Origin of the sequence: Nocardiopsis suaedae (assembly GCF_027706745.1) — a bacterium.
Taxonomy (GTDB): Bacteria; Actinomycetota; Actinomycetes; order Streptosporangiales; family Streptosporangiaceae; genus Nocardiopsis_A; species Nocardiopsis_A suaedae.
In genome coordinates, this window is record NZ_JAQFWP010000055.1 from 21356 (window position 1) to 47800 (window position 26445).

At 74.5% G+C, this 26445-nt stretch carries 24 protein-coding genes; 16 read left to right on the forward strand and 8 right to left on the reverse strand.

All coding sequences use genetic code 11. The annotated features are described in order from the left end of the window. Positions 1-32: 32 nt before the first annotated feature. From O4U47_RS23320 to O4U47_RS23375, 12 genes are all read left to right on the forward strand, one after another. Positions 33-788, forward strand: coding sequence for a hypothetical protein (locus tag O4U47_RS23320; RefSeq protein ID WP_270680087.1), 756 nt, complete (start codon positions 33-35; stop codon positions 786-788). Continuing rightward, positions 788-1978 carry an inositol-3-phosphate synthase gene (locus O4U47_RS23325; protein WP_408639017.1) on the forward strand — a complete coding sequence of 397 codons (1191 nt, stop codon included), beginning with the start codon at positions 788-790 and terminating at the stop codon, positions 1976-1978. The genes O4U47_RS23320 and O4U47_RS23325 overlap by 1 nt, the downstream gene beginning before the upstream one ends. Then, complete coding sequence (locus O4U47_RS23330; RefSeq protein ID WP_270680088.1) at positions 1978-2847, forward strand: SCO3242 family prenyltransferase; 870 nt, start codon at positions 1978-1980, stop codon at positions 2845-2847. The genes O4U47_RS23325 and O4U47_RS23330 overlap by 1 nt, the downstream gene beginning before the upstream one ends. After that, positions 2844-3746: a sugar phosphate isomerase/epimerase family protein gene (locus tag O4U47_RS23335; RefSeq protein ID WP_270680089.1), complete on the forward strand. Its 903-nt coding sequence runs from the start codon at positions 2844-2846 to the stop codon at positions 3744-3746. The genes O4U47_RS23330 and O4U47_RS23335 overlap by 4 nt, the downstream gene beginning before the upstream one ends. Further along, entirely contained in the window at positions 3743-4375 is a 633-nt protein-coding gene (locus O4U47_RS23340; protein WP_270680090.1) for an EboA domain-containing protein, read from the forward strand. Before O4U47_RS23335 ends, O4U47_RS23340 begins: the two co-directional genes overlap by 4 nt. Next, the gene (locus tag O4U47_RS23345; protein ID WP_270680091.1) at positions 4375-5244 is read left to right on the forward strand and encodes a TatD family hydrolase; all 870 of its coding nucleotides are present in this window, start codon (positions 4375-4377) and stop codon (positions 5242-5244) included. The genes O4U47_RS23340 and O4U47_RS23345 overlap by 1 nt, the downstream gene beginning before the upstream one ends. Before the next feature lie 34 nt (positions 5245-5278). Further along, complete coding sequence (eboE, locus tag O4U47_RS23350; protein WP_270680092.1) at positions 5279-6478, forward strand: metabolite traffic protein EboE; 1200 nt, start codon at positions 5279-5281, stop codon at positions 6476-6478. Next, the gene (locus O4U47_RS23355) at positions 6478-7872 is read left to right on the forward strand and encodes an alkaline phosphatase family protein (RefSeq protein ID WP_270680093.1); all 1395 of its coding nucleotides are present in this window, start codon (positions 6478-6480) and stop codon (positions 7870-7872) included. The genes eboE and O4U47_RS23355 overlap by 1 nt, the downstream gene beginning before the upstream one ends. Positions 7873-7929: 57 nt before the next feature. After that, positions 7930-8940 (forward strand): sugar phosphate isomerase/epimerase family protein, encoded by a 1011-nt coding sequence (locus O4U47_RS23360; protein ID WP_270680094.1) that lies wholly within the window; start codon positions 7930-7932, stop codon positions 8938-8940. 199 nt (positions 8941-9139) lie between these two features. Then, the gene (locus O4U47_RS23365) at positions 9140-10090 is read left to right on the forward strand and encodes a beta-ketoacyl-ACP synthase III (protein ID WP_270680095.1); all 951 of its coding nucleotides are present in this window, start codon (positions 9140-9142) and stop codon (positions 10088-10090) included. Positions 10091-10235: 145 nt separating this feature from the next. Further along, positions 10236-10793 (forward strand): hypothetical protein, encoded by a 558-nt coding sequence (locus tag O4U47_RS23370; protein ID WP_270680096.1) that lies wholly within the window; start codon positions 10236-10238, stop codon positions 10791-10793. A 42-nt stretch (positions 10794-10835) separates the two neighbouring features. Beyond that, on the forward strand, positions 10836-11606 hold the full coding sequence (locus O4U47_RS23375; RefSeq protein ID WP_270680097.1) for a DUF1963 domain-containing protein: 771 nt from the start codon (positions 10836-10838) through the stop codon (positions 11604-11606). 170 nt (positions 11607-11776) lie between these two features. Here O4U47_RS23375 and paaE read toward each other — a convergent pair whose 3' ends face one another. The 6 genes from paaE to paaN form a co-directional block, all read right to left on the reverse strand. After that, entirely contained in the window at positions 11777-12901 is a 1125-nt protein-coding gene (paaE, locus tag O4U47_RS23380; RefSeq protein WP_270680098.1) for a 1,2-phenylacetyl-CoA epoxidase subunit PaaE, read from the reverse strand. Between the two features lie 57 nt (positions 12902-12958). Further along, positions 12959-13474, reverse strand: a complete 516-nt coding sequence (paaD, locus tag O4U47_RS23385; RefSeq protein WP_408639018.1) for a 1,2-phenylacetyl-CoA epoxidase subunit PaaD — start codon at positions 13472-13474, stop codon at positions 12959-12961. Further along, complete coding sequence (gene paaC / locus O4U47_RS23390) at positions 13468-14280, reverse strand: 1,2-phenylacetyl-CoA epoxidase subunit PaaC (protein ID WP_270680100.1); 813 nt, start codon at positions 14278-14280, stop codon at positions 13468-13470. Before paaC ends, paaD begins: the two co-directional genes overlap by 7 nt. Further along, a complete protein-coding gene (gene paaB / locus O4U47_RS23395) occupies positions 14277-14558 on the reverse strand; it encodes a 1,2-phenylacetyl-CoA epoxidase subunit PaaB (RefSeq protein WP_270680101.1) in 282 nt (93 codons plus the stop codon). Before paaB ends, paaC begins: the two co-directional genes overlap by 4 nt. Positions 14559-14609: 51 nt before the next feature. After that, on the reverse strand, positions 14610-15566 hold the full coding sequence (gene paaA / locus O4U47_RS23400; protein WP_270680102.1) for a 1,2-phenylacetyl-CoA epoxidase subunit PaaA: 957 nt from the start codon (positions 15564-15566) through the stop codon (positions 14610-14612). A gap of 105 nt (positions 15567-15671) precedes the next feature. Further along, positions 15672-17342, reverse strand: a complete 1671-nt coding sequence (gene paaN, locus O4U47_RS23405) for a phenylacetic acid degradation protein PaaN (RefSeq protein ID WP_270680103.1) — start codon at positions 17340-17342, stop codon at positions 15672-15674. Positions 17343-17533: 191 nt separating this feature from the next. Here paaN and O4U47_RS23410 point away from each other — a divergent pair, with 191 nt between their 5' ends. The 3 genes from O4U47_RS23410 to O4U47_RS23420 all read left to right on the forward strand — a co-directional run bounded on the left by O4U47_RS23410 (position 17534) and on the right by O4U47_RS23420 (position 22077). Beyond that, positions 17534-18880: a phenylacetate--CoA ligase family protein gene (locus O4U47_RS23410; RefSeq protein ID WP_270680104.1), complete on the forward strand. Its 1347-nt coding sequence runs from the start codon at positions 17534-17536 to the stop codon at positions 18878-18880. Positions 18881-18954: 74 nt separating this feature from the next. After that, the gene (locus O4U47_RS23415; protein ID WP_270680105.1) at positions 18955-19602 is read left to right on the forward strand and encodes a TetR/AcrR family transcriptional regulator; all 648 of its coding nucleotides are present in this window, start codon (positions 18955-18957) and stop codon (positions 19600-19602) included. Between the two features lie 141 nt (positions 19603-19743). Beyond that, complete coding sequence (locus O4U47_RS23420) at positions 19744-22077, forward strand: hypothetical protein (protein WP_270680110.1); 2334 nt, start codon at positions 19744-19746, stop codon at positions 22075-22077. On the opposite strand, the gene O4U47_RS23425 is transcribed toward O4U47_RS23420, so the two are convergent. After that, positions 22043-22882 carry a TauD/TfdA dioxygenase family protein gene (locus tag O4U47_RS23425; protein WP_270680106.1) on the reverse strand — a complete coding sequence of 280 codons (840 nt, stop codon included), beginning with the start codon at positions 22880-22882 and terminating at the stop codon, positions 22043-22045. The genes O4U47_RS23420 and O4U47_RS23425 overlap by 35 nt on opposite strands. A gap of 460 nt (positions 22883-23342) precedes the next feature. Here O4U47_RS23425 and O4U47_RS23430 point away from each other — a divergent pair, with 460 nt between their 5' ends. Next, a complete protein-coding gene (locus O4U47_RS23430; protein ID WP_270680111.1) occupies positions 23343-23705 on the forward strand; it encodes an STAS domain-containing protein in 363 nt (120 codons plus the stop codon). Between the two features lie 57 nt (positions 23706-23762). Here O4U47_RS23430 and O4U47_RS23435 read toward each other — a convergent pair whose 3' ends face one another. Beyond that, a complete protein-coding gene (locus O4U47_RS23435; RefSeq protein WP_270680107.1) occupies positions 23763-24491 on the reverse strand; it encodes a M50 family metallopeptidase in 729 nt (242 codons plus the stop codon). Positions 24492-26445 lie beyond the last annotated feature (1954 nt).

Here is a 26445-nt window from a genome sequence, read left to right on the forward strand (position 1 = left end):
GGTGACGGGGGTCACACCAGAAAGGTGGCGCCGTGCCCAGTCGGCAGTCCGACGACCGACCCCGGAACAGCCGCTCGTCCGCCCCGAACCCCCCGCCCGGCTCCGCGCCCGTCCGGCGCGCTCTGCTGGCGGTCGCCGCCGCGCTCGCCATCTCCGGGGCCTCCGTCGGCGGGTACTACCTGTTCCTGCGCGAGCCGCCGCCCGGCCCCGACCCGGACCGGGTCGCCGAGCTGGAGGCGTCCGAGAGCGCGCGCGGCGTCGAGCAGGTGGGCGCGCTCATCGACACCACCCGCGACGCCCACGACGAGCTGCTCCCCGTCGTCGAGGGGCTGGACACCGCGCTGCCCGCCGACGGGTCCGAGCCGGGGGAGGCGCCCGGAGGCGACGAGGTCGATGGTTGGGCGGACACCGTCGACGGCGTCGCCGAGCGGCTGAGCGCCTCCCCCTCCGGCGATACCGGATACAACGTGGCACGGGGCGGGGTGCGCGCCGCGGTCGAGCAGCTGGGGTCGTCGGTCGACGTGTACGCGGCCGCGCTGGACGCCGAGGGCGGCGAGCGCGAACGCCTCGAAGGAGTCGCCGCGGACCTGCGCACGCAGGCGGTGCGGGCGTGGGCGGTGGCCGCGACCCAGCTCGACACCGTCGCCATCGAGACCGGGCACGGCCACGTGCACATCTACCTCCCGGCCGCCCCCGGCAGCGGAGCGCTGCAGCCGGACTCGGCCCCCGAGGGCACCGGGGCGCACGGGGGATCCGGCGACGGGGACGCCGGAGAGGAGGGCCACTGATGCGCACGGGGGTGTGGCTGGTCGGCGCCCGCGGGTCGGTGGCGGCGACCACCATTGCGGGGGCGCTGGCGGTGCGCGCGGGGGCGGCCGACCGGGTCGGCTGCGTGGCCGACCTTCCCGGCCCCGACCGGGCGCGGGCGCCCGGCATCGGCGACCTGGTATTCGGCGGGCACGACGTGGGCGGGCCGCCGCTGCCCAAACGGGTGGGGATGCTCGCCGAAGGGGGCGTGGTGCCGTCCGCGCTGCCCGGGCTGCTGGAGGAGGAGCTGGCCGCGGTCGAGGCGCGTATCCGGCCCGGGGCCGCGCGGCGGCTGGGCCGGGGGCAGCGCGAGGCGGCCGCCCGCATCGAGGAGGACCTGCGCCGGTTCCGGGAGGACGAGGGCCTGGACCGGGCCGTGGTGGTGGACGTCTCCAGCACCGAGCCCCCGCTGGACCCGGACGGCCCCGAGGCGGCGGCGACCGCGTCGGCGGACCTGCTGGAGGAGGCCTTGGACCGCGGGGCGGCCCCGCTCCCGGCGAGCTCCCTGTACGCGTACGCGGCGTTCCGCGCGGGGTGCCCGGTCGCGTCGTTCACGCCGAGCCCGGGGCCGCGGCTGCCCGCGCTGGAGGAGACGGCCCTGCGGGAGGGGCTGTGCTGGGCGGGGTCGGACGGGAAGACCGGGGAGACGCTGCTCAAGAGCGCGCTGGCGCCGATGTTCGCGCAGCGGGCACTGCGGGTGCGGTCGTGGTCGTCGGTGAACCTGCTCGGCGGCGGCGACGGCGAGACGCTGGCCGACCCGGCGAACGCGGGGAGCAAGACCGCGTCCAAGGGGCAGGGGCTGCGCTCGATGCTGGGGAACGAGGTGGGCGGGCCGCTGCACATCGACTACGTGCCGGACATGGGCGACTTCAAGACGGCGTGGGACCACGTGTCGTTCGAGGGGTTCCTCGGGGTGCGGATGAGCCTGCAGTTCACGTGGGCGGGGTGCGACTCGGCCCTCGCGGCGCCGCTGGTGCTGGACATCGCCCGCCTGACGGCGCGCGCGCACGAGGCGGGCGAGACGGGCCCGCTGGCGGCGCTGGGCTTCTTCTTCAAGGACCCCGCAGGGTGTTCGGAGCACGCTCTGGCACCCCAGTGGGACGCCCTCGTCGAGTGGTGCGCCCGGCTGGGGGACGCGGACACGGCGCCCGCGGCCACCGGGGAGGACTGATGTCCCGACTCCGCGACTTCGTCGAACTCGTCCGGCTGCCCGCGGCGCTCTCCGTCGTCGGAGACACGCTCGCCGGGGCCGCTGCCGCCGGGTGGCCGCACGGAAGGCGCACCTGGGCCATGCCCGCCGCGTCCTCTTGCCTCTACCTGGCGGGCATGGCCCTCAACGACTATGCGGACCGCGACCTGGACGCCCGGGAGCGTCCCGAGCGCCCCCTTCCTTCCGGACGCGTGCGCCCCTGGGAAGCGCTCGCCACGGGTGCCGCGCTGACCGGTGCCGGCATCGGCGCCGCCGCGTACGCGGGCGGCCGCAGGGGCGCGGTGACCGCGTCCTTCCTGGCCGCCGGGGTATGGGCGTACGACCTCGCCCTCAAGCCCGCTCCCCTGGCACCGCTGGGGATGGCCTACAACCGAGGGCTCGACGTCCTCATGGGCGCCGGGCCGCGGCCGCACCAGGCGGCGCTTCCCGCACTCGGACTGGCCGTGCACACCTTCGGGGTGACACTGCTGAGCCGGGGCGAGGTCCACGGCACGGACAAGACGACGGCCCGCACCGCCGTCGCGGGGACGGCCCTAGGGAGCCTGCTCCCGTCCGCCCCCGCGCGGGACGCGCAGGGGCCGCCCTGGGCGCCATGGGCGGCCGGGGCCCTCGGCGCCTGGTACGGCGCGTCGGTGGGCGCGGCCCAGGCGGCGGCGGTCCGGAGCCCCGACGGCCCGACCGTCATGGCGGCCACGGGCGCGGGCATCCGGGGGATGATCCCGCTCCAGGCCGCCTACATCGCCCGAGCCGGGGCGCCGGTGACGGCGGCCGCGCTGGCCGCGGCGGTCCCCGCCGCCCGCGCCGGGTTCAAGGCGGTGTCGCCGACATGAGGGGCACCGCCGCCTCGGGAGGGGCGACCGCCGACACGGCCCTCCGCTTCGGATACGGCACCAACGGGTTCGGCGACCACCGGCTCCGCGACGCGCTGGAGGTCATCGCCGGGCTCGGCTACGACGGCGCCGCCCTCACCCTCGACCACCCCCACCTCGACCCGTTCGCGCCCGACGCCGCCGCGCGGACCGCCGCCGTCGGGCGGGACCTGGAGCGGCTCGGGCTCGCGGTGGTCGTCGAGACCGGGGCCCGCTACCTCATGGACCCCTGGCGCAAGCACGAGCCCACCCTCGTCTCCGACACCGGGCGGGAGCGGCGGGTCGACCTGCTGCGGCGCGCCGTGCGCATCGCCGCCGACCTCGGGGCCGAGGCGGTCTCCTTCTGGTCCGGGATCCCGCCGCGCGGCACCCCCGCGGCGGTCGGCTGGGACCGCCTGACCGAGGGGGTCGCCCGCGTGCTGGAGGAGGCCGAGCGCCACGGCGTCACCTGCGCGTTCGAGCCGGAGCCGGGGATGTTCTGCGCGACCCTGGCCGACGTGCGGGCGCTGCGCGAGCGCCTCGGCCGCCCCGAGCGGCTGCGCATCACCCTCGACGTCGGCCACTGCGTGTGCAACGAGCCGCTGACCGCCGCCGACAGCGTCCGCGACGTGGGTCCCCTGCTGGCCAACGTGCAGATGGACGACATGCGGCCGGGCGTCCACGAGCACCTGGAGCTCGGCACGGGCGAACTGGACCTGGCGGCCACCGTCGGCGCGCTCATGGACGCGGACTACCGGGGCCTGGCCTCGGTGGAGCTGCCCCGGCACGGGCACGCCGCCCCACAGGTCGCCTTCCGGTCGCTGGAGGCCCTGCGCAGCGCCGGACGCCGGGCGCTCGACCTGCGGAAGGAGGCGGGATGACCAGTGACACCGCGCCCCGTGACCCGCTCGACGACCTCCTGGAGCGGGTGCGGCGCGAACCGAAGGCGATCGGCGTGCTCTTCCCCGCCGTCGGGCGGGAGGTCGGGCGCGGGCCCGGCCCCTCCGGGGACCCCGAAGGGATCCTCGGGCCCACCGTCCAGGACGAGGCCCGCACCGCCCTGGTCACCGCCCTGGCCGACGCGCTCGGGGACGCCTCCCCCGACCTGCTCGCCGAGGAGGTCGGGGCCCTCTACCGGTTCGGCGACGCCGAAGAGAAGCGCGCGGTGCTGCGCTCCCTTCCCGCGCTCCCGGGCGGCGGCGCGGCGTCCCGGATCGCCGCCGGGCTCCTCGCGGACGCGCTGCGCGGCAACGACCCCCGCCTCATCGCGGCCGCACTCGGCACCCCCGCGGCCGCCGCCCTCGACGACCACGCTTGGCGGCACGGCGTCCTCAAATGCCTGTTCAGCGACGTCCCCCTGGACGCCGTGCACGGGCTCGCCGACCGCGCCGACACCGAGCTCGGGCGCATGGCCGCCGGTTACGCCGCCGAGCGCGAGGCCGCCGGCCGCGACGTGCCCGACGACGCCCGGCGGCTGCTCTCCCTCACCCACGGCGAGACGGAGGCCTGATGCGCATCTTCGACCCGCACGTCCACATGACGTCCCGCACCACCGACGACTACCGGCGCATGTACGACGCCGGGGTCCGCGCCCTCGTCGAGCCCGCGTTCTGGCTCGGGCAGCCGCGCACCAACCCCGGCTCCTTCCACGACTACTTCGACGGCCTCATCGGCTGGGAGCGCTTCCGCGCCTCCCGGTTCGGCATCCGGCACCACTGCGCCATCGCCCTCAACCCCAAGGAGGCCAACGACCCCCGCTGTGCCGAGGTGCTGCGCACCCTCCCCCGCTACCTGGCCAAGGACGGGGTGGTCGCGGTCGGCGAGGTCGGCTTCGACGCGATGACCGCCGAGGAGGAGAAGGCCTTCGCCCACCAGCTCTCCCTGGCCGCCGAGCACGGGCTGCCGGTGCTCGTGCACACCCCGCACCGGGACAAGGCCGCCGGGACCCGGCGCACCCTCGAACTGGTCGCCGCCTCGGGGATCCCGCCCGAGCGGGTGCTGGTGGACCACCTCAACGAGACCACCGTCGACATGGTCGACGGCTCCGGCTGCACCCTCGGGTTCTCCATCTACCCCGACACCAAGATGGAGCCCGAGCGGATGGTGCGCATCCTCCAGCGGCGCGGGCTGGACCGGGTGGTGGTCAACTCCGCCGCCGACTGGGGGCACAGCGACCCGCTCGCCACCGCCCGCACCGGCGAGGCCATGCTCCGCTCGGGCTTCACCCGGGACGACGTCGACCGCGTGCTGTGGCGCAACCCGGTGGAGTTCTTCGCCCGCAGCGGGCGGCTCCTCCTCGAAGAGCTCGCCCCTTACTCCGGCGGCGCGTTCGCCGGGAACTCCATCCTCCGCGCCCAGCACGCGGAGCCCGACGCCTGAGCACTCCCCCGACCCCCTGAGAGGACTGACCCGCGTGCGCATGCGGCACCCCGACGGAACCACCGTCCACATCGCGTACTGCACCAACGTGCACCCCGCCGAGGACGTCGACGGGCTCATCGCCCAGATCCGCCGCTACGGCTCCGGCGTGCGGGAGGCCCTGTCCGCCGAGCGGCTCGGCCTGGGGCTGTGGCTCCCCGCCCCGGCCGCGCGCGCCCTGGCCGCTTCGGCCGCCGAGACCAAGCGGCTGCGCGCCGCCCTGGACGCGGCCGGATGCGAGGTCGTCACCCTGAACGCCTTCCCCTACGCCCGGTTCCACGCCGCGCGCGTCAAGCACGACGTGTTCGCCCCCGACTGGACCGCCCCCGAGCGGCTGGAGTACACGCTCGACTGCGCGCGCGTGCTGGCGCGGCTGATGCCCGACGACGCGGCCCGGGGCAGCATCTCCACCGTCCCCCTGGGGTGGCGCGAGGGGTGGGGGCCGGAGCGGGCCGACCAGGCGCTGGCCAACCTCGACCGGCTCGCGGGCGGGTTGGACGGGCTGGCCTCGGAGGAGGGCCGGACGATCCGGGTGGGGCTGGAGCCCGAGCCCGGGTGCGTGGTCGAGACGACCGCGGGGGCCGCCGCGCACCTCGGCGGCCGCGCCGGGCCGTCCCGCGGCTCCCGGGTCGGCCCCCGGGTCGGCGTCTGCCTGGACACCTGCCACCTGGCGGTCGGCTTCGAGGAGCCCGCCGAGGCGCTGGAGCGCGTGCGCGGGGCGGGCCTGCCGGTCGTCAAGCTCCAGGCGTCGGCGGCGGTCGAGGCCCCCGCCCCCGGGGAGCCCGGACAGCGGGCGGCGCTGGAGGCGTTCGCCGAGGACCGGTTCCTGCACCAGGTGCGCGAGGGCCCTGACGAGGGCGGCGGCCCGCGGGCGCGCGACGACCTGCCCGAAGCGCTGGGCGGCGCCGACCCGCTCCCCGGGCGGGATCCCTGGCGGGTCCACTTCCACGTGCCCGTGCACCGGCCCCCGGCCGCCCCGCTCGCCGGGACCGGCGGACACCTGTCGGAGGTCCTGCGCCACGCCCTGGGCGGCGCCGCACCGGTCACCGACCACGTGGAGGTGGAGACCTACACCTGGTCGGTGCTGCCCGAACGGGAGCGCCCCGCCGACGACGCCGGGCTGATCGCCGGGATCGCCGCGGAGGTCGCCTGGACCCGCGACCGGCTCACCGGGCTCGGACTGGAGGAGGTCTGATGCGCGGCCCGCACCCGCTGCTCGTCGTCGACGCCGTCGGGCTCACCCCGCGCCTGCTGGAGCACGCCCCGCGCCTCAAGGCCCTGGCCGAACAGGGGTGGCAGGCGCCCCTGGAAACGGTGCTGCCCGCGGTCACCTGCCCCGTGCAGTCGACCTTCCTCACCGGGGCCCTCCCGAGCGGCCACGGGATCGTCGGCAACGGCTGGTTCTTCCGCGACCTGGGCGAGGTCATGCTGTGGCGCCAGCACAACCGCCTGGTGCAGGGGGAGAAGGCGTGGGAGACGGCGCGCCGCGCCTTCCCCGACTACACGGCCGCCAACGTGTGCTGGTGGTACGCGATGGGGGCGAGCACCGACTGGACCGTCACCCCGCGCCCCGTCTACCACGCCGACGGCCGCAAGTCGCCCGACTGCTACACCCGGCCGCCGAAGCTGCACGACGCGCTGACGTCGGCGCTCGGCCCGTTCCCGCTCTTCAACTACTGGGGGCCGACGGCGTCGCTGCGCTCGACCGAGTGGATCGTGTCCGCGACGCGAAGGCTGCTGCCCGAGTCCGACATGACGCTGTGCTACATCCCCCACCTCGACTACGACCTGCAGCGCTATGGCCCGCACTCCGAGCAGGCCCACGCCGCCGTGCGGGACATGGACGCGGCGCTGGCCCCCCTGCTCGACGACGCCGCCGAGCGCGGCGTCCGGGTGCTGGTGGTGAGCGAGTACGGGATCGCACCGGCGAGCCGCCCGGTGCACGTCAACCGCGCGCTGCGCGACGCCGGGCTGTTGGAGGTGTACACGCAGCACGGCATGGAGTACCTGGACCCGTGGGCGTCGCGGGCCTTCGCCGTGGCCGACCACCAGGCGGCGCACGTGTACGTCGCCGACCCGGCCGACGTGGCGCACGTGGCCGCGCTCGTCTCCGCTCTGCCCGGCGTGGACCTGGTGCTCGACCGGGCGGGCCAGGCCGACCACGGCCTGGACCACGCGCGCTCGGGCGAACTGGTGCTGGTGGCCGAGCCGGAGGCGTGGTTCACCTACTACTACTGGCAGGACGACCGCTCGGCGCCCGACTTCGCGCGCGGGGTGGAGATCCACCGCAAGCCCGGGTTCGACCCCGCCGAGCTGTTCCTCGACCCCGCAGCCCCGGGGGCGGCCAAGGCGCGCGCCGCCATGAACCTGGCGAAGAAGAAGGTCGGGCTGCGCTACACGATGAACGTGGTGCCCACCGACGCGCGCTGGGTCCGCGGCACGCACGGGCGCCTGCCCGATGACCCGGCGGACGGGCCGATCGCCGTGTGCGGCGAGGCGTCGTTCGCCCGCGACCGGATCGCCGCGACCGACGTCCGCGACCTCATGCTCGGCCTCGCCGGTGTGCCGGCACCGGCGAGGCCGTCCTGACCCCGTCCCCTTCTCCCCGCTCTCCCTGCCCCCATTCCAACCCGAGGAGCGACCGCCATGCCCCGACCCGTCACCCTGTTCACCGGCCAGTGGGCGGACCTGCCGTTCGAGGAGGTGTGCCGCCTGGCCTCGTCGTGGGGATACGACGGCCTGGAGATCGCCTGCTGGGGCGACCACTTCGACGTGCGCCAGGCCGTGGAGGACCCCGCCTACATCGACGCCAAGCGCGCGGTGCTCGGCAAGTACGACCTCAAGGTGTGGGCGATCTCCAACCACCTCACCGGGCAGGCCGTGTGCGACGACCCGATCGACCACCGGCACCGGGACATCCTGCGTCCGCGCATCTGGGGCGACGGCGACGCCGAGGGCGTGCGGCGCCGCGCCGCCGAGGAGATGAAGCTGACCGCGCGCGCCGCGGCCCGGCTCGGCGTGGACACCGTCGTCGGCTTCACCGGGTCGCCGATCTGGAAGTACGTGGCGATGTTCCCGCCGGTCGGCGAGGACGTCATCGAGGCCGGGTACGCCGATTTCGCCGACCGCTGGAACCCGATCCTGGACGTGTTCGACGAGGAGGGGGTGCGGTTCGCCCACGAGGTGCACCCCTCGGAGATCGCCTACGACCACTGGACCACCGAGCGCGCGCTGGACGCGGTGGGCCGCCGCCCCGCCTTCGGTCTGAACTGGGACCCCAGCCACATGGTGTGGCAGGACATCGACCCGGCCGGGTTCCTGTGGGACTTCCGCGACCGCATCTACCACGTCGACTGCAAGGACACCCGCAAGCGCGTCGGCGGCGGCCGCAACGGGCGCCTCGGCTCGCACCTGCCGTGGGGCGACCCGCGGCGCGGGTGGGACTTCGTCTCCACCGGCAGGGGGGACGTGCCGTGGGAGGACTGCTTCCGCACGCTCAACCGGATCGGGTACGAGGGGCCCGTGTCGATCGAGTGGGAGGACGCGGGGATGGACCGGCTGCAGGGCGCGGCCGAGGCGGTGGCGTTCGTGCGGGCCAACCTGTTCGACCCGCCGACCGCCTCCTTCGACGCGGTGTTCGGTTCGGCGGAGGAGTGAGGCCGGAATGACGCCGGAGTGACGCTGGATCGGGCGGACCGCCCCGGCCCGGTCCGCCCGCCGTTCCGCCCGCCGGTCCGCCCACCGTCCGACCGTTCGGAAGGCGCCCGCTTGTGCGACTGGCCAGTAGCCCTAAGACTGGCGTGGCTCACACATGCCAAGGCCCAGAAGGCCTGACATAGCGGGGGAAAGACGACACATGACCGGGTCGCGGATCGTGGCGCTCGGCCACTACCAGCCCAGTACGGTGCTCACCAACGACGACGTGGCCCGGCTCACCGACACCAGCGACGAGTGGATCCGGACCCGCGTCGGCATCCGCACGCGCCACGTGGCCGGGCCCGGTGAGACCGTGGACGAGATGGCCGCGCACGCGGCGGCCAAGGCGCTCGCCAACGCCGGGACCGAGGCGCAGGACGTGGACATGGTCGTCGTGGCCACCTCCACGGCGGTCGACCGGAGCCCGAACATGGCCGCCCGGGTGGCGGCCCGGCTCGGCGCGCCCGCCCCGGCCGTGCTGGACGTGAACGTGGTGTGCTCCGGCTACCCGCACGCGCTGGCCACCGCCGACCACGCGGTGCGGGCGGGGGCCGCGCGCACCGCCCTGGTGGTGGGGTCGGACAAGATGACCGACGTGGTGGAGTGGGCCGAGCGGTCCACCTCGGTTCTGGTCGGCGACGGCGCCGGGGCGGCGGTCCTGGCCGCCTCCGGCGACGAGGGGGCCGGGCCGGGCGTCGGTCCGGTGCTGTGGGGCTCGTTCCCGGAGATGGGCGACGCCATCCGGATCGGCGGCACCCCCACCCGCTTCGTACAGGAGGGGCAGGCCGTCTACCGGTGGACGACCACCCGGCTGCCCGCCCTGGCCCGCGCCGCCTGCGAACGCGCGGGCGTGGCGCCCGAGGAGCTGGGGGCGGTCGTGATGCACCAGGCGAACCTGCGGATCATCGAGTCCATCGCCCGGAGCATCGGGGCGGTGAACGCGGTGGTGGCGCGGGACGTGGTGGAGTCGGGGAACACCTCGGCCGCGAGCATCCCGCTGGCGTTCTCCAAGCTGCTGGAGAGAGGCGAGCTGGAGAGCGGGGTCCCGGTGCTGCTCTTCGGCTTCGGCGGCAACCTGTCCTACGCGGGCCAGGTCGTCCGCTGCCCTTGACGGCGGTGCGGCCCTCCGGCCGCTGGGCCCAGGCGCGGGACGGCGGTTCCTGCGACAATCGCAGCACCCCGTCGCCTCCCCTTGAGCATCGCCCATGGCACCTCCGCCCAGTGGTCCGGCTCCTCCGCGCCCCCGTCGCCTCCTCGTGTCGGCCCTCGTCCTGAGCACGGCGGCCGCGTGCTCCGCTCCGGACGGACTCGGCGCTGAGGAGGGGAGGCCCCAGGAGGGGCCGACCGGCGGCGGGAGGGAAACGGACACCGGTCCGCCGCCCGATGACGAGCCCCCGCCGATGTACCCGGCCCTGGAGGAGCCGACGGCCCAGGCCCTCGCCTTCGGAACCGAGGCGACGGTGGAGATCCCCCACGCGAACGGGCTCCCGACCGACTACGCCTCCTTCACGGCCGAGGACGTGCACCGCACGTCGGAGACCGAGGCCGCGTTCACCTTCACCGTGTCCACCACGACCGACATGTCAGGCGACTACGGGTTCGGTCTCGGCGGCATGGTCCCCGTGTGCTTCGTGAACGGTGAGCCCACTGAACTGTCCTCGGACTTCATGGGGGACATGGACGAGAGCCCGCAGAGCTTCCCCCGTACCTGCCCGGTACCTGAGGACGCCGAGTGGCTGGAGGTACGCGCGCGCTTCACCGACACCGAGATGCGCTTCACCGGGCCGTTGGACGGGAGCGAGGGCGACGGCTGAGCGGGCCCGCTGCTGTCGGGGAGGCCCTCTAGGGTGTCGGCCATGTCCGACGATTCCACGAACGAGGACCGATTCCGCGCCGAGGCCGCGTCACGGGACCTGCCCGCCGACGAGACGGAGGCGTGGATCCGCGCCGCCCTACCGGCGGTCTACATCGGCGGTGGAGAGGCCCCTGGGGGACAGCCGGTGGCCCGGCTGGGCGGGAACCCGATGCTCCCGCGGGACACGCCCGACCCTCCGTCGCCGTTCATCGCCTCGCTCGACTGCGCCGCCCTCCCGCTCGGAGCCACCGGGCTGCCCTTCCCCTCCGAAGGGCATCTCCTGTTGTTCGCCGATCCCGCCGACAGGAGGCAGGGGCCGGCACCCGGCGAGGTCGTGTACGTCCCCGCGGGCTCGGCCACAGCCGCCCGCCCGGTCGGCGAACGCGCCCCCTTCACGGAGAAGCGGACGGCCCGGTCGTACCAGCGCCTGGAGCCGCAGTCCCACGAGAGCTTCACCGTCGACCGGTGGGGCCCAGCACCCGACGACGAGCACTTCGAGCTCGCCGAGGAGCTGGACGACGCGTGGAGGGACGTGCACGGCCTGCCGCCCGGATGGGACCTCCAGGTCGGCGGGCACACGATCGTCCTGCAGAACGACCCGGTCCACTGGGCCCGCGAGCAGGACGCCGGGGACTGGGCGCTGCTGGCCACGTGGCGGTGCGGGGACGATGTCACGGAGCTGGACGGCGGCGTGGTCCATTGGGTGATCCGCCGCGAGGACCTGGCGGCCCTGCGCTTCGACCGCGTCCACCGCTACACCGACATGGCATGACAGGGCCAGGCGGTTCCTGGGCCCGGCTTCTGCCCTCGCCGCCTTCTCCCTCGCGCCCCCGCGACGCGCCGCCCGGCCGGGGCCCGTGAGCGGGATTCCACCCGAGCCCCCGGCCCCCGAGCAACGCCCCAAGGGGAAGCGCTGGTCCCTGCGGCCCTTGCAGGTCCGGGTCAGGCGTCGTAGTCGACGGTCACCTGTGGCCCCATGGGGCGGGACTGGCACGTCAGGATGTACCCGGCCTCGATCTCGGCGGGTTCCAGGGCGTAGTTCACCGGCATGTCCACCTCGCCCTCGCACAGCTTCGCCCGGCAGGTGCCGCACACCCCGCCCCTACAGGCGAACGGGGCGTCGGCCCTGACGCGCAGCGCCGCGCCCAGCAGGGGCTCCTCATCGCCGTCGGTGTCCACCGTGCTGGTGCGGCCGTCCAGTGTGAAGGCGAACCGCGTCGACGCCGCGGGAGCCGACCCCCCCGACGCGCCTTCCGACTCCGCGGACCTGCGCCTGCGTGGCGGCGGGGCGCCCTCGACGTGGAACAGCTCGAAGTGGATCCGCTCCCGGGGAACGCCGTGCTCCCCCAGCACCCCCGTGACCGTTTCCACCATCTCCTGCGGCCCGCACAGGTACCAGTGGGCCACCTTCCCCGTCTCCGGGAGCACCTGCAGCAGCTCCGCCATGCGCCCGGCGTCGATGCGCCCGCTGGTGAGCGGCGCCTCGCCCTGTTCCCGGCTGAGCACGTGCAGGAGTTGGAAGCGCGCGGGGTAGCGGTCCTTCAGGTCGTTCAGTTCCTCCAGGAACATCACGTCCCGCGCCGTCCTGTTGGCGAACACCAGGGTGAACACGCTCTCCGGCTCCTCGGCCAGCGTGGTCGCCGCCAGAGAGAGCACCGGCGTGATGCCGCTGCCCGCCGCCACCGCCACGTGCGCCCGGGCCGCCCCGGCGTCCAACGGCACGTTGAACCCGCCCAGCGGCGGCATCGCCTCCAGGGTGTCCCCCGGCTTGAGTGCGTCGTTGGCGTAGCAGGAGAACGCCCCGCCCTCCAGCCGCTTGACGCCGATCCGCAGCGGCCCGTCAGGCGCCGGGGAGCAGATCGAATAGGTGCGGCGCACCTCCTCACCGGCACCGGCCTCCGCCTCGCCGGGGCGGCGCACCGTCAGGTGCTGCCCCTGCACGAAGCGGAACTCCTCGGCGTGCTCGGGCGGGACATCGAAGGTCACCGCCACCGCGTCATCGGTCAGCCGCTCAACGGCGGCCACCGTCACTGTGCGGAATGCGGCCCTGCGGCGGCCTGCGGTCATGGCTCTCCTGTCTGGTGGGTGGCGGAACCGGTGCGGGGCGCTAGAGCGGGCGGGTCGCTAGAGCGGTTTGACGTGGTCGAAGGGCTCCTTGCACCCTTCGCACACCCGCAGCTCCTTGCAGGCCGTCGACCCGAACCGGCTCAGCGTCCGCGTCTCGGGCGACCCGCACCGCGGGCACTTCACGCTCAGCCGCACCGGCACCGGGCCGACGGGGGCGGCCCCGCTCGGCGGGGCGATGCCGTGCTCGGCGAGCTTGCGCCGCCCCTCCTCGGTGATCCAGTCGGTGCTCCACGGCGGGGACAGCACGGTGCGCACCTCGGCGCCGGGGTGCCCGAGCCGCTCCAGCCGCTCGCGCACGTCCGCGCGGATCGCCTCCATGGCCGGGCACCCCGAATAGGTGGGGGTGACCACCACGACCGGCCTCCCGTCCGCGTCCCGCTCCACCCCGCGCAGGATGCCCAGGTCGCGCAGGGTCAACATGGGCATCTCGGGGTCGGGGACCGACGCGGCCTCCTCGGCGATGCGGTCCAGCTCCGCGGAGTGGGCGTCCCCGCGCGCCTCCCGGGTCACCACGACGCCCCCGGGTGCGACCGGTGCAGGTGCTGCATCTCCGCCAGCAGGTACCCGAAGGCCTCGGTGTGCACGCCCTGGCGCCCGCCCATCCCGGCGGGGCCGGTGATCGGCGGCACCTCCGGGCGGGCCAGCCCCGCCTCGGCCAGCACCCCGTCGATGAACGCGTCCCAGGCCGGGCGCAGCTCCGGCGGGTCCGCCCCGAGCCCGGCGGCGGCGACGCTGCGGAAGACCGGGTCGGAGGCGAACGGCTCCGCCGTGTAGGGCCAGGCCGCCTCCAAGGCGGCCGCCATCCGCTCGCTGCTCTCCTCGGTGCCGTCGCCCAGGCGGACGGTCCAGCCGGAGGCGTGGTCCCGGTGGTAGGCCACCTCCTTGACCGCCTTCCCGGCGATCCCGGCGAGCGTCTCGTCCGCCGACCCGGCCAGCGCCGTGTACAGCTCGAACTGGTAGGCCGAGAAGAGCAGCTGGCGGGCGACCGTGTGGGCGAAGTCGGTGTTGGGCAGCTCCACCAGGCGGCAGTTGGCGAACTGGTCCTCGTCGCGCAGGTAGGCCAGGTCGTCCTCGGTGCGCAGCACGCCGGTCAGCCGCTCCTCCAGGGACCCGGCGTAGGTGAGCAGGGACCGCGCCTGCCCCAGCAGGTCCAGGGAGATGTTGGCCAGCGCCACGTCCTCTTCGAGCTGGGGGCCGCGCGCCGCCAGCTCGGCCAGGCGCTGGGAGGCGACGAGGGCGTCGTCGCCGAGCCGCAGCGTGTAGGCGGCCAGCGCGGTGTCCCGCTCGGCGCTCGCGGATCCGTTCTCGCGCCCGCTCACAGGTGCTCCACCCCCTCGGGCACCGGGTAGAAGGTGGGGTGCCGGTAGACCTTGTCCTCGGCCGGATCGAAGAACGCGTCCTTGGCGTCGGGGGCCGAGGCGCTGATCTCCGCCGCCGGGACCACCCACACGCTGACGCCCTCCTGGCGGCGGGTGTACAGGTCCCGCGCGTTGCGCAGGGCGTGCTCGGCGTCGGCGGCGTGCAGGCTGCCGACGTGCACATGGGACAGCCCGCGCCGGGCGCGCACGAACACCTCCCACAAGGGCTGGTCCGCCATCGTCTCTCCTCGCCTCTCGTACTTGTCGTCCCCGGCGGCGCTCCTCCCGGGTCAGGCCGCCGCGCGCTGCCGGGCCCGGCTCTTGGCCGCGTGTGCGCGCGCCGCCTCGCGCACCCAGGCCCCCTCCTCGTGGGCGGCCTTCCGGTGCTCCAGGCGTTGCCGGTTACATGGCCCGTTCCCCTTGAGGACCTGCATGAACTCGTCCCAGTCGGGGGTGCCGAAGTCGTAGTGGCCGCGCTCGGCGTTCCACTCCAGGGCCGGGTCGGGCAGGGTGAGGCCGAGCGCCTCGGCCTGCGGGACGATCATGTCGACGAAGCGCTGGCGGAGCTCGTCGTTGGAGAAGCGCTTGATGTTCCACGCCATGGACCGCTCCGAGTGCGTGGACTCGGAGTCGGGCGGGCCGAACATCATCAGCGAGGGCCAGTACCAGCGGTCGACCGACTCCTGGGCCATCCTGCGCTGGCCGTCGGTGCCGCGCGCCAGGCTGTACAGGATGTCGAAGCCCTGGCGCTGGTGGAAGCTCTCCTCCTTGCAGATGCGCACCATCGCGCGCGCGTAGGGCCCGTAGGAGCAGCGGCACAGGGGCACCTGGTTGGTGATCGCGGCCCCGTCCACCAGCCAGCCGATGGCGCCGACATCGGCCCACGTCACGGTCGGGTAGTTGAAGATCGACGAGTAGCGCTGGCGCCCCTGGTGGAGCAGGTCGAGCAGCTCGTCCCGGCCCACGCCCAGCGTCTCGGCGGCGCTGTACAGGTACAGCCCGTGCCCGGCCTCGTCCTGCACCTTGGCGATGAGCACGGCCTTGCGGCGCAACGAGGGCGCGCGGGTGATCCAGTTGCCCTCCGGCTGCATGCCGATGATCTCGGAGTGGGCGTGCTGGGCGATCTGCCGGATCAGGGTCCGGCGGTAGGCGTCCGGCATCCAGTCGCGCGGCTCGATCCGCTCGTCGGCCGCGATCATGGCGTCGAAACGCCGCTGCCGGGCCTCGTCCGTCCCTGGGTCCGTCATCGCGGGTCCTCCCCCGGCCGTAATACCGACCGAACGTTCAGTTAGAAATTACCGCCCGGCGAAGGGCGGGGTCAACGGTGCGACCCCGCCCTGCGCGCGCCCCGCTCAGCCGTGCCGGCGGGACTGCACGAAGTTGAACCGCCCGGCGATGAACGCCGGGTCGGTCAGCGACGTGGTGGCCGCCCGGTTGGCGCCGCTGCCGTGGTAGTCGCTGAAGGCCGCGGACTGGTTGACGAACACCTGCCCGGTCAGGTTCTCCGACAGGTTCACCCCGGCGTCCAGGGCGGCCTTCTCGGCCTCGGCCAGCACCTCCTCGGAGGTGGAGTAGACCGACGCGGTCAGCGCGCCCCGGCGGCCCACGCTCTCGCGCAGCAGGCGCAGCGACTCCTCGGTGCCGGAGGTGGACACGAGGAAGGAGATCGGGCCGAAGTGCTCGCGGCCGTACACGTCGTCCCGGTCGGCCCCCACCTTGACCACGGCGGGGGTGCGCACGGTGGCCTCGGCGAAGTCCGGGTGGGCGACCTCCTCGGAGCTCCGCACCGGGTCGCCCAACCCCTCGGCGGCCGACAGCCGCTCCAGCACCCCTTCGTTGGCGATGGCGCCCAGCACGCCCGCGGCTTTGGCCGGGTCGCCCAGCAGCCGCCCGAGCGCGCCGGACAGGTCCCCGGCCACGTCGTCGGCGCTCTTGTGCCCCTCGTCGGTGTCGATGCCCCCGGCCGGGAGGAAGATGTTCTGCGGGGTGGTGCACATCTGCCCGCTGTACAGCGACAGCGAGAACGCCAGGTTGCCGAGCATGCCCTTGTACGAGTCGGTGGAGTCCACCACGACGCCGTTGACCCCGGCCTTCTCGGTGAACACCGCGGCCTGGCGGGCGTTGGCCTCCAGCCACTCGCCGAACTCGCTGGAGCCGGTGAAGTCGACGATCCGCACCTCGGGCCGCAGCGCCAGGTCGGCGGCGATCCGGTCCTCCCCCCGTTCGGCGGCCAGCAGCACCGCGTCGGGGTCCAGACCGCACTCGGCCAGCACCTCGCGGGCGATCGCCACGGTGATCGCCAGCGGCAGCACCGCGCGCGGGTGCGGCTTGACGATGACGGTGTTGCCGGTCACCAGGCTGGCGAACAGGGCCGGGTAGGCGTTCCAGGTGGGGAAGGTGTTGCAGCCGATGAGCAGGGAGACGCCGCGCGGCACCGCCGTGAAGCGCTTCTCCATCACCAGCGGGTCCCCCTTGCGCTGCGGCTTCTCCCAGCGCACGGTGCCGCCGTAGCCGGTGGTCATGTCGTGCCCGTAGGCGACCGCCTCCAGCCCGCGCTCCTGGGCGTGCGGGCCGCCCGCCTGGAACGCCATGACGAACGCCTGACCGCTGGTGTGCTGCACGGCGTGCGCCATCTCGAAGCTGCGCTTGTTGATGCGGTCCAGGATCTCCAGGCAGATCCCGGCGCGCGCGTCCGGCCCGGCGTCCCGCAGCGGCCCGGCCGCCTTCCGCGACGCCGCGATGAGCGCGTCGGCCCCGGCGCGCGGGTAGCCCACGCCGAGCGGCAGGCCGTAGGGGGAGCGCTCGGTGACCACCCGGTCCTCGATGCCGGGGTGGCCCTCCAGCGGGAAGTCGCGGCCCAGGTAGGCCTCGAAGGCCGCCTTCCCCGCGGGGGCGGCCTCCTCCCCGTAGACCTTCGGGCTCGGCGACTCGGGGTAGGGCGACCAGAAGTGCCGGCCCCGGATGGCGCCGACCGCCTCCTCCAGGGTCGTGCGGTGCCGTTCGTAGAGCTCGCTCGGGTCCATTGGGCGGCCTCTCCCTACGCGTCGTCGCGTCCAGCTGCGCATTCGGGCACCGGCGGCCGCCGCGCCCCTTGACAGCGCCCCGGCCGGTGGTGCTTGTCTATGCCGTACTTACTAACCGACCGTTCGTTCAGGCCGCAAGGGTCCGCCCCCTCCCCGCACCGCCCGGGTGCGCAAGCCGAAAGGACGACGCCGTGACCGACCCGTCCCCCCACGCCCCCGCCCCCGGCGGCAGGCGCCTCGGTCCCGCCCCCGGCCCCGGGATGCTCGATCCGATGGAGCGCGCCGACCGCGGCATGCTGGAGGAGCACCAGCTCAAGCGGCTGCGCTGGACGCTCGCCCACGCCTACGCCCGCCAGGGCTTCTACCGGCGCAAGTGCGAGGCGGCCGGGGTCCACCCCGACGACCTCCGCTCCCTGGAGGACCTCGCGCGCTTCCCCTTCACCACCAAGGAGGACCTGCGCGAGGCCTACCCCTACGGCGCGCTGGCGGTGCCGCACGACAAGGTGCTGCGGCTGCACGCCTCAAGCGGTACCACGGGGCGGGCGACCGTGGCCGCCTATACGCGCGGCGACCTGGACATCTGGTCGGACCTGGTGGCCCGCTGCATCCGCGCCTCGGGCGGGCGGCCCGGGCAGAAGGTGCACGTGGCCTACGGGTACGGGCTGTTCACCGGCGGACTGGGGGCCCACTACGGCGCCGAGCGGCTGGGGTGCACGGTCATCCCGGTCTCCGGCGGGCAGACCTCCCGCCAGGTGCGGCTCATCGCCGACCTGGAGCCGGAGACCATCATGGTCACCCCCTCCTACCTGCTCACCATCGCCGACGCGATGCGCGCCGAGGGGACCGACCCGCGGTCGACGTCGCTGCGCACCGCGATCCTGGGCGCCGAGCCGTGGACCGAGGACATGCGCGCCGAGATCGAGGAGGCCTTCGACCTGCACGCGGTCGACATCTACGGGCTCTCGGAGGTGATGGGCCCGGGGGTGGCCAACGAGTGCGTGGAGACCAAGGACGGGCCGCACGTGTTCGAGGACCACTTCCTGCCCGAGGTGGTCGACCCGGTCGACGGCGCCCCCGTGCCCGACGGCGGCGAGGGCGAGCTGGTGTTCACCTCGCTGACCAAGGAGGCCATGCCGGTGGTGCGGTACCGCACCCGCGACCTGTCGCGGCTGCTGCCCGGCACGGCGCGGCCCGCGTTCCGGCGCATGGCCCGCATCGCCGGGCGCAGCGACGACATGATCGTGCTGCGCGGGGTGAACCTGTTCCCCACCCAGATCGAGGAGCAGGTGCTGCGCATCCCGGCGCTGGCGCCGCACTTCCAGATCGTGCTGCGGCGGCCGGAGCGGCTGGACGAGATGACGGTGCGGGCGGAGGCCCGCCCGGGGGTGGCCGACCGGGAGCGCGCCCAGGCCGGGCGGGTCCTGGCCGAGGCGGTGCGCGAGCACACCGGGGTGGGCGCCGTGGTGGAGGTGCTCGACCCGGGCACGCTGGAGCGCTCCTCCGGCAAGGTGCGCAGGACGGTCGACGAGCGGCCGTGACGTCGGACACCGTTGGCGAGCAGGGCGGCGATGCGCCTTCGGGGACCGTTTCGGCCGGGGTAGATTCACCCTCTGTGTCCCGCTCCACCGCTTCCGGCCCCCCGCCCGGCTCCCCTCCCGGCCCCTCCGCCTCCGCGCGCCGCCGCGCCGGCAGGCCCGGCCACGACGCCGACTCCGTCCTGCGGACCGCGGTGCGCGTGTTCAACGAACGCGGGTACGACGGGACCAGCATGGAGGACCTGGCCCGCGCGCTCGGCGTGACCAAGTCCGCCATCTACCACCATGTCTCGGGCAAGTCCGAGCTGCTGCGCCAGTCCCTGGACCGCGCGCTGGACGCCCTGTTCGCCGTCACCCGCGAACCGGAGGCCACCTCAGGCCCGGTGCTGGGACGGCTGGAGCACGTGCTGCGGGGCAGCGTGCTGGCGCTCGCGGAGGAGCTGCCGCATGTGACGCTGCTGCTGCGGGTGCGCGGGAACACGGCGGTGGAGCGCAGGGCGCTGGAGCGGCGCCGCGAGTTCGACCGGTTCGTGGCCGACCTGGTCCGGGAGGGCGTGGCCGAAGGCGCGATCCGGCCCGACGTCGACCCGGACGTCGCGGGGCGCCTGCTGTTCGGGATGGTGAACTCCCTGGTGGAGTGGTACCGGCCGGGCGGCGGCCTGGACGCCGAGGGCCTGGCCTCCCAGGTCGCCGTGGTCGCCTTCGAGGGCCTGCGAGTGGACTGACGCCGTATCCGCGGACCGGTATCCGCGGGAACCGCCCGCGCGACCGCCCGTCCACAGGCTGCGTGGCACACCCGGATGGGCCGTGCCCGGACCGCTACGGTGTGCAGCAGACGCACCCGGAGCGAGGAGGATGCCGTGCCTGTGGGGGGACGTGCGGCCCGGCCCGCGGCCGTGCTCGCCGCGCCGGCCGCCGTCGCGGCGCTCGTGTCGGCGGTGGTCCTGGCCCCGTCGGCCGCACCCGCGTCGGCGTCGCCCTCCCCCGCCGCACAGGAACCGCCTTCCGGCGCCCCGGTCGTGCTCGTCGGCGTCCCGGGGCTCATGTGGGAGGAGATCTCCCCCTCCACCATGCCCGAGCTGTGGTCGCTGGTCGAGGGCGGCGCCATCGGGGACATGTCGATCCGCACCGCCACCTCGCGCACCTGCCCCGTCGACGGCTGGCTCACCGTCTCGGCCGGGCAACGCGCCTTCAGCGAGCGCCAGCGGTACTCCATCTGCGAGCTCCCCGTCCCGCCCGCCCGCGACGGGGAGGGGGCGGTGATCGAGGACTACGCCGACCACGTCGCGGTCAACGCCGACTCGCCTTACGGCGCGCGCGTGGGACTGCTCGGCGGCGCCGTGCACGACGCCGGGGGGACCACCCTGGCGGTCGGGCCCGGCGCCGCCCTCGCCGCCGCCGATGAGGACGGCCGGGTCGACGACTACCTCGCCAACCCCGCCGCGCTCACCGAGGAGCGGGTGGCCGACTCCTGGCTGACCGTGGTCGACCTGGACGGGCTGTCCGACCTGTACCTGGACCCGCCGGTGAACCCGGAGGCCTCCCCCGGCCCCGAGGCCTCCCCGGAGGGCGAGGCCGAGCCCGAGCCCGACCCGGTGCAGAGCGCCGACCGGCTGGAGGCGCTGTCGTCCATCGACGAGCGCATCGGCACGGTGGCGGACGCGCTGCCCGAGGGGGCGACGCTCATCGTGGCCGGGGTGTCCGTGGAGGCCGGGCGGTCCAACCTGAACGCGGCGCTGCTGTACGGCCCCGGCCCCGCCGGGGGCGGGTACGACGGGCGCTACCTCACCTCGGAGTCGACCCGGCGCGACGGGCTGGTCACCCTCACCGACACGACCACCACCCTGCTGCGGTCCCTTGGGGTGGACCCGCCCCCCGCGACGGTAGGGCGGTCCTGGGCCCCGGTGGAGCGCCCCGCCGACCTGGGCACTTCCGTGGACCGGCTGGCCGAGTTCAACACCGCGGCCAACGTGGTCGAGTCGCTCATGGCGGGGTTCTTCAGCCTGCTGGTCGCCATCCAGCTGCTCATCTACGCCGCGGCCGCCTACGCGGTGCACCGGTGGGGCGAGCGCGACCGGGACAAGCGCGCGGCGGTGCTGGCGGCCACGCGGGCGGTGGCGCTGGGCGGGGCATCGGTCCCCGTGGCGAGCTACCTGGCCAACCTGGTCCCCTGGTGGTCGTTCCCGGTGCCCGAGGCCGCCCTGCCGCTGTGCGTGCTGCTGTTCGCCTCGCTCATCGTCACGGCGGCGCTGGCGGGGCCGTGGCGCAAGGACATCCTGGGCCCGATGACGGTGGTCGCCGGGATCACCACGGCGGTGCTGTTCACCGACATGTGCACCGGCGCGAGCCTGCAGATCAACTCGCCCATGGGCTACACCCCCATCGTCGGGGGGCGCTTCTACGGGCTCGGCAACATCGCGTTCGCGACCTTCTCCACCGGCATGCTCATGGCGGTGGCCGGGATCGCGCACTACCTGATCGCGGCCGGGCGGCGCCGCACGGCGGTCGCGGTGGCCGTGGCCATCGGCGGGGCGACCGTGCTGGTGGTGGGCTGGCCGGGGCTGGGGACCGACTTCGGCGGGCTGTTCGCCCTGGTGCCGGGGCTGGCCGTGACGGTGCTGATGATCGCCGGCCGCAAGGTGACGCTGGTGCGGATGGCCGCGGTGTGCGCGGGCGGCGCGGCGGTGCTGGCGGCGGTCGCCTACTGGGACTACCTGCGCCCGCCGTCCGAGCGCAGCCACTTCGGCCTGTTCGCCGGGCAGGTGCTGGACGGCCAGGCGTGGCCGATCGTGCAGCGCAAGCTCGGCGCGATGCTCGGCACCCTGGGCAACTGGCAGCTCACGCTGCTGGCCGGGTGCGCGCTGCTGTTCCTGTTCGCGGTGCTGAACAAGCCGACGAACTGGCGGATGGGGGTGCTGCAGCGGGCCTACGAGCACGCGCCGACGCTGCGCGCCGGGCTGACCGGGTCGCTGGTGACGGCGCTGGTGGGGTTCGCCGCGAACGACTCGGGCATCGCCATCCCGGCGCTGGCGCTGACCGTGGCGGTACCGCTGACGCTGTCGGCGGCGACCTGGGTGCTGCGGTGCGAGGGCCCCGGGAGGCGGGACGGCGGCGCCGGTGGCGGCGCGAACGACGAGGACGGCGCGGATGACGAGGACGACGGGGTCAGCCGTCGAACCCCTTCGCGAAGTCCACGGTGACCCGGTGCATCTCGCGCCGCTCGGTGTAGTCGGGCACCGCGTAGTGCTGGACGGCCCGGTTGTCCCAGAAGGCGATGGTGCCGACCTCCCAGTGCAGCCGCACCTGGTACTCGGGGCGGCGGATCCGGTCGCACAGCATCGGCAGGATCGCCTCGTTCTCCCACTCGTCCAGGCCGCTGATCCGGGTGACCGAGCTGCGGTGCACGTACAGCAGGCGGCGGCCGGTCTCGGGGTGGGTGCGCACCACGGGGTGCTCACGGGGCGGGAAGCGGCGCTGCAGGTCGGCCAGGTCGAGGGGGTGGCCCTTGGCCCTGGCCTTGATGACGCCGGGGGTGATGTCGTGCACGGCGGTCAGGGAGTCGGCCAGCGCGCGCACCTCCGGTGACAACCCGTCGTAGGCGGCGCACGCGCTGGCCCACAGGGTGTCGCCGCCGACGCGGGGCAGCACGACGGCGCGCAGGATGGAGCCGTGCGGCGGGTCGGGCATGAAGGTGTTGTCGGCGTGCCAACTGTCGCCGCCCTCGCCCTTGGGGCTGGTCTGGTTCAGCACGTGCATCGCGTCGGCGACGAGGTCGCCCGTGGGCTCCTTGGTCTTCATCGGCGGGGTGTTGAGCTCGCCGAACCGCAGCGCGAAGCGGACGTGCTGCTCGTCGGTGATGTCCTGGCCCCGGAAGAAGAGCACGCCGTGGTCGAGCAGTCCGCGGTGGACGGCGGCGACCTCCTCCCCGGACAGCTCCTGGCTCAGATCCAGGCCGGTGACGTAGGCGCCGACGCGCGCGGTCGCCTTGGTGAACTCGATGGCCATGCCGGGACGCCTCCCAATAAAACAAGCAGTTGCTTGGTTGTGGTGAGGCTAACACCCCCACCCGACCATGAGCACGCTCGCGCTTCACTCATGTCACGAATAGGCCACAGCCGTGTGGTATGGTCCGGGACGGAGGCTTGTTCTAACCTCCTTAGCAACCAGCGGGCGTGAGAGTTCCAGCCCACGGGTCGCCCCGCAGGCCGCGTCCGGCCCGGCCACCCGCACCCGGCCGCCCGCCCCGGCGTCGAGCGATCGCCGACGACGAAGACCACGCAGATGCCGGTCCCCACGAGGTGCCCGGCATGAGGGGTAGAGCCACACGATGAGTCAGCAGTCCCGCCGCGACCATGCGCCCGCGCAGGCGACCGTGCACGGCGCACGCCCGGAACGGGGCGCCCCGCGGACCGCTGTCCCCGCCGGGGGCGCCCACGGCGCCCGCCCCGGCACTCCCGGAGCCGCCATGCCCGCCCTGACGATCAGCAGCCGCAGCCACGACGAGGGCCTCGTGCTCGTCCTCGAGGGCGAGGTCGACCTGGCCACCGAGCGGCGCTTCCACGCCGCCGCCCGCGAGGCGGTCGAGTCCATGCCGCACGGGCGGGTGGTGCTCGACTTCTCCGGGCTCGACTTCATCGACTCCAGCGGGCTGCGGGTGCTCATCCAGGCCCACAAGCTCGCCAAGGAGCACTACACGGCGGTGATGGTGGCCGCGCCGAACGAGCGCGTGGCCCAGATCCTGCGCGTCACCGCGATCGACACCCGGGTGCCGGTGATGCCGGACGTCGCCGCGGCGCTCGCCGCCCCGTTGAACGCGCCGAGCTCCTGACCGGGAACGGCGGGAGGGCGTGGCCGGATCCGGCCACGCCCTCCCGCCGTGGTCCCCTCACAGCACAGGGTCCGCGGAGGTCCACAGCAGCCACACGCCCAGCGCCAGCGACGCGAGGTTGACCGCGCCGAAGACCATCACCCACAGGGTGCCGGGCATCCCGGTGAGCCGGTGGAGCTGGTCGGCGTCGGACTGCGGGGAGGGCTGGCGGCGCCGCTGCGACTGCAGCTCGAACACCGGCCGCACCCCGGCGGCCAGCATGAACCAGGTGAAGAAGTAGGCGAAGGCGGCCTGCACTTCGGCCGGGGTGAACCAGGAGATCACGAACACCAGCGCGCCGGTGCCCACCACCGACACCACGCCGTAGAGGTTGCGGATCATCAGCAGCATCGCGGCCAGGAGCAGCACCGACACCCACAGCAGCGCGGTGATCCGGCCGCCGAGCAGGAACACCACCCCGACCAGGCCCACCAGCGACGGTGTCACGTAGCCGGCGAAGACGGTGAAGATCATCCCGATCCCGTCGGGGCGGCCGCGCGAGACGGTCACCCCGGAGGTGTCCGAGTGCAGCCGGATCCCGGTGAGCTGCCGCCCGCTGACCAGCGCCACCAGGGCGTGCCCGCCCTCGTGGGCGATGGTGACGACGTTGCGGGCCAGCCGCCACGGGCCGCCGGTGGACACCAGCACGAGGGCGGCCACGCCGGTCGCCACGACCAGCCACCACGGCGGCGGCATCTGCGTGCTGAAGACCTCCGACACGACCTCCTCGAAGGACGTTCCCTCCATGGCGTGTTTCCCCGTCCTCGCTCGGCAGCGGTCGACACGCGCGCCCCGCGTCCGGGGCCCACGCCTGAAGGGAGGGTAGGGCATCGGCCACCCCGCCGAGGCCGCCCGGCACAACGGCGCAAGGACGGTCGGCGCCCCGCTCATGGGCCCCGGCCGGGCGGCGGGCCGTCGGAGTGTGAGGGAGATGGCGGCGACGACGGGACCAGCCGGTACCCCGCTCATGGGCCCCGGCCGGGCGGCGGGCCGTCGGAGTGCGGGGTGGATGGCGGCGGCGGCCAGAGCCGGGGGGTTCCCTTGGCCTGCTTGCCGTCCGGCGGGTTCCTCGCGGTCCCGGCGGGCGGCGCAACCGGGGGCCGGTGGGCGGCGCGTATCGGGCATCCCGGACACAGGGCGGGCTGTCGGGCACTGTCGGGCATCGAGTGTGCAGAAAAGTACACACTGGGCGCGTGGGAGTGGTCGAAAGCGCACACTCGTTTGCCCCGGGGGCGCGTTGAACGCACGATAGAGGAACCTCAGGGCCGAACATTCCAGGCATACCGGGTGCGACGGGGAAGGGGCGGCGATCCCGCGTGGCGGATCCGCCACGCGACCACGCTGAAAGCGTCTCTTCCGCCGCACGGGAGGGCCCCGGGTCGCGCCCGGCGTCCGGATCGAGGGTTCCGGCCCGGCCGCTACCGGCATGGTGTCCGGTTCGTCCGGTTTGCGGGGCGCGGAGGCCCTTCTCTCGCCCTGTTCGACACCCAGGGCGGCGACGCGGGCGGCGGGGGTGCGCGGTCATCGCGATTCCAGAACACGTTCTGCCTCCAAGAGGGCCCCAAACAGCACACCGGAGCCGTTTAATGCCCCCTGCGTCACTGCGGGTAGCCGATATCGGTCCGGAGTGGACCCCGGGCGCTCGACGGAGGGGCCCAGGCTTTTGTGCGCCCGCTTCGATGCCCCACCGGAACCGCCCAGACGGGCACGTATCGGGCATTCCGTTTCCAGAACCCGTTCTGGAATCGTCGACTTCGCACGCCCGGAGCCCTCGCGGGTGTCGCTGAGCGCGCTTCCCGGCCTTCCCGCCCCTTAACGGGGAGTGTTCGCCCAGGTCATGGCCCTGCCGGGTTCGGGGTGGGCCCGGCAGGGGCGGGTCCGGGCGTCGGAGAGGACGAGCCCCGACCCCCGCGTCTCACCATGCGGGAGGATCTCCGTCAAGGGGTGCACGTCGGTTGAGATCACCCCCGGATCCGGGCCACCGGCCGCATCTCACCGAACCGGAACCCGCCTTTCGGGTGCCACAGACCCTCTCGGGGCATCCCGCGTAGCGAAAAGTACGCCTTCCCGTAGGCCGGGTGGCGAATCCGCCACCCTGGACCGCCGATCCCTCCGATCTGTACCCGGGATGCCCGGATTGCGCCGCCCGAGCGCCCCGTCGCCGCCCACCCGGACCGCGAGGAGCCCGCCGGACGGCGAGCAGGCCCGGGGAACCGCCCCGCTCACGCCGTCGCCGCCAAACACGGCGACCACGCACACGCCGCGCAGCCGACAGCACTGCAGGAAGAGCCGCTAACCTGCTTCGTCGCCGCCCTCACCCCCACACCCCGGCAGCCTGCCACCCGGCCGGGGCCCGTCAGCGGGGCACCCGCCGAGCCGCCCGCCCACCCGCACCGCGAGGAACCCGCCGGACGGCGAGCACGCCCGGGGAACCGCCCCGCTCACGCCGTCGCCGCCCATCACCGGGACCACGCACACGCCCGGCGGCCGACAGCGCCACCGCAAGGGCCGCCGACCTCCGTCGTCGCCGCCCTCACCCCCGGCACCCCGGTGTCGCGCCACCCGGCCAGGGTCCGGAGCGGGGCACCCGCCGAGCCGCCTGCCCACCCGCACCGCGAGGAACCCGCCGCCCGGCAAGCAGGCCAAGGGAACCGGCCCGCTCACGCCGTCGCCGCCAAACACGGCGACCACGCACACGCCG